Here is a 3,549-nt window from a genome sequence, read left to right on the forward strand (position 1 = left end):
ATAATATTCTACATCTCTTTTTCATCTCTCTGTCCCCCATGTTTTTGATTTTTAAGATATTACCGTATTACCGTATTTTATAATACACCTTTATTACTAAAAAGTAAATCTACTTAAATGGAAACTTTTTTGTTTCCATTTAGATAGAATCCACGCAATTATACTCTTAAATGCAACAAGCAAAAAAAAATCGCTCAGGATGTTCAAGATCTAATATTCTTACACACGTTATGACTTTGGCGACAGCAGGTCTCCACTGCTTACCATTGCCAATATCAAGATAAGGCTCCTTTTTGTTGTTGGTTAACTTATGTCTATATGCGTCATTCTGAAAACAGTCTGTAGGTTCCAAAGTTCCATAAAGTCGGTAGGAAATATTCTGCGGATTTATGGAACTATGCAGTATCAGTGAATGAGCAGGTTGTTGAAGATATTAGTTGATTTGATATATTGTACCTGATTTTTTTACATTGCAAACCATTCTTTCATAGTGTCAAATATCTTCACGAGTTCTTCCTCTTTTATTACATAAGGAACCATCGAATACATGTATGACAGGAATGGTCTCGAAAATACACCTCTCTCATATGCAAACTGCTTGAAGCCTTCAAGTGTCTTTGGATCATATACTTCAACACATGTACATCCGCCCATTATACGCACTTCCCTAATTCTTGGATCCGTAAAATCTGCCATCTCACGTCTTGATATTTCTTCTATCCTTTTTACTTTGCTCATATAGTCCTCACGCTCAAATATCTCAATACCTTTGAGTGCTACAGCACATGCAAGAGCATTTCCCATGAATGTAGGTCCATGCATAAGTGCATGTCTGTCATTGTCACTGTAAAATGCATCATATACTTTATGATTTGCTACAGTAACAGCATGTCCAATATATCCACCTGTAAGTGCTTTTCCAAGCACTAAGATATCAGGCAGCACAAGGTCTGCTACAAACCTGTTACCAGTACGTCCAAACCCTGTTGCAACTTCATCAAAAATCAAAAGTACGTCATACTTCGTACATAGTTCTCTTGCCCTCTTAAGGAAGTCGATGTCATACATTCTCATTCCACCAGCGCCCTGTAAAAGTGGCTCTACTATGAAGCAGTTAAGCTTATCATGATATTTCTCAAATACATCTTCAAGTGCAGCAATTTCTGTTGGGATATGAACTACGCCAGCCTTCTCTTCAAATGCAAAATGATAGTCTTCATCATCGCCAACTTCCATTGCCTTGAATGTGTCACCATGATATGCATGTTCAAGTGCCAGAACAAGTGGACGCTTTCTTCCCTGATTTGTATTGTATTGCAATGCCATCTTAAGAGAAACTTCTACTGCTACGCTTCCTGAATCTGAGAAAAAGCAATAATCCAGATCACCTGGCAAAAATTCTTCAAGTTTCTTTGATAGTTTCTGTACTGGGTCATGGGTAAGTCCACCAAGCATCACATGGCAGAAATGATCTGCCTGCTCCTTTATTGCCTCTGTAAGTTCTGGATGCTTATAACCATGAATCATACACCACCAGGATGACACTGAATCTATAAGTTTCTGGTCTTGTGTATATAAATAAACACCATCTGCATCAATAATTTTATATGGTTCCTTCATAGTTTTCATTTGTTCATATGGATACCAAATCATATTTTATTCCTCTTTTCTAATTTTCATTCATTATGTTCTATCGATACTTACATTTTCTATGCTATGTATAATCCGCTAATTTCCTGCGTTTCCGCAGCAAATTGCTACTTTCTCGGTGTAGTGCGGGTCACTAAGGTATGCATCGATGATACCTTTTGACCCTTTAATCATAATATTGTCTGTCTAAGGACTTATACAATTATTCATACAATCCAGAAAGCACATTAACATCTATTTCAAGCTCAGTATCTCCTTTTTTAACCTTTGCAAGTGTCGGCAGTCCTGTCATGTATTCACACATAAATATATTGTCATCTTCCATCACATTGCCTGGATGGTAATTATTAAAAATAATTCCTTTTACAGGAAGTCCATGCGATTTCATGTACTCTGTGGTAAGCACCACACTATTTATGGTTCCGAGTCCCGCATCTGCTATTATTATGCTTGATAATCCAAGCTCTTTTATTACATCTTCAAGCTGTATTTTAGCTTCGTCAAAACAAATAGGACAAAGTATTCCACCACTTCCTTCCATAGTGACATAATCATACTTACTGCATACTTTCTCATACCCATCTCTTACAACGTTCATCTCAACTGGATGTCCCTCTATTCTTGATGCGAGATGTGGTGAGTATGCGTTCTCATAAATATATGGACACATCTCATCTAACGGTTGATTTATATGTGCAGTCTGTTTAACAAAAAGTGCATCACCTGGTATAAGTGTACCGTCCTTTCTTCTATCATTTCCACTCATTGCAGCCTTATAATACGCTGCATTTTTTCCTGCGTCTGCAAGCTTTTTTACAATCAGACCTGCCACATAAGTCTTACCGATATCTGTTCCTGTTCCCGTAATAAATAATGCTTTACTCATTTTACTGCCTCTTTTCTGCAAATTCTTAATTGCTGTCTTTATATCATTACAACCTTACTATCTGGCAACATTTTTTGCCATAATTGCGCCAAGACTGATTACAGGTCTTATCTTCTTTGCCAGAACCGCCCCAAGTATACTGAGTGCGATATCTCCTGGAACTGCAAGTATAAAGCAGTACAAGAATAATGGCCATATTCCGATTGGTGAATCAACCACATAATTTCCAATGATGTAGTAATATATCATTCCGATTGCATATACGAAAAAAAGCCCTGCCAGATTGGCTCCAAGATAATTAATTATGCCTTTTTTCTTCATATTCTCAGCTATGTATCCAGTCACATACGCCCCTACAATAAAACCTATGATATAGCCAAAACTAGGCTTAAATACATACCATATTCCACCACCTTCTGCAAATACAGGCAACCCCATAAGTCCAAGCAGCATATACAGTGTGACTGAAAGTGCCCCTAACTTAGAACCAAGCAAAAGACCTGCCATCATTGTAAATAAGTACTGCAATGTGAATGGCACAACAGGAATAGGTATCTTTATAAAAGCTCCCATAGCTATAAGTGCTGTAAATAATCCACAATAAACGATTGATTTTGTCTTCGATGTCATTATTGTTAACCTCCTTCTCCTTTACGTTAACAATCATACTTTAAAAAAGGACATACGTCAAGATACTTTAGTCGTATGTCCTAAAAAAATACTTTAACCTTAATATTTATTCTTTTACTGACTCTTCTGCGATTTTATCTACTTTATCCCCCCTGTATAGTATTAGTGTAAAACTCCTCGTATCAAACATACAATGAATCTCCTTGCAAATTAGTTTTCCTTTATAGAAATATTACAACGTAATCCCTATAAAGCCCAAAAGAGGGGGCTGTGAAAAAAGAATAGTCCCGAAAAAAAGAAAGACCAAGAGTTTATAATAAACTCAAGGTCTTTCTTTATGTTATAATTAATTTGTGAAAAAAATTAATAACATAATCTATTCT

The 3,549-nt window shown here is 36.3% G+C and carries 3 protein-coding genes; all 3 read right to left on the bottom strand.

All coding sequences use genetic code 11. The annotated features are described in order from the left end of the window. Window positions 1-465: 465 nt before the first annotated feature. The 3 genes from bioA to KQI85_RS16075 all read right to left on the bottom strand — a co-directional run bounded on the left by bioA (window position 466) and on the right by KQI85_RS16075 (window position 3,166). Window positions 466-1,653, bottom strand: a complete 1,188-nt coding sequence (gene bioA / locus KQI85_RS16065) for an adenosylmethionine--8-amino-7-oxononanoate transaminase (protein WP_216577040.1) — start codon at window positions 1,651-1,653, stop codon at window positions 466-468. A gap of 199 nt (window positions 1,654-1,852) precedes the next feature. Then, entirely contained in the window at window positions 1,853-2,536 is a 684-nt protein-coding gene (gene bioD / locus KQI85_RS16070) for a dethiobiotin synthase (RefSeq protein ID WP_216577041.1), read from the bottom strand. Between the two features lie 57 nt (window positions 2,537-2,593). Then, window positions 2,594-3,166 carry a biotin transporter BioY gene (locus KQI85_RS16075; protein WP_216577042.1) on the bottom strand — a complete coding sequence of 191 codons (573 nt, stop codon included), beginning with the start codon at window positions 3,164-3,166 and terminating at the stop codon, window positions 2,594-2,596. Window positions 3,167-3,549: the final 383 nt, after the last annotated feature.

It is taken from the genome of Falcatimonas sp. MSJ-15 (assembly GCF_018918265.1).
In the GTDB taxonomy this organism is placed as follows: Bacteria; Bacillota; Clostridia; order Lachnospirales; family Lachnospiraceae; genus Falcatimonas.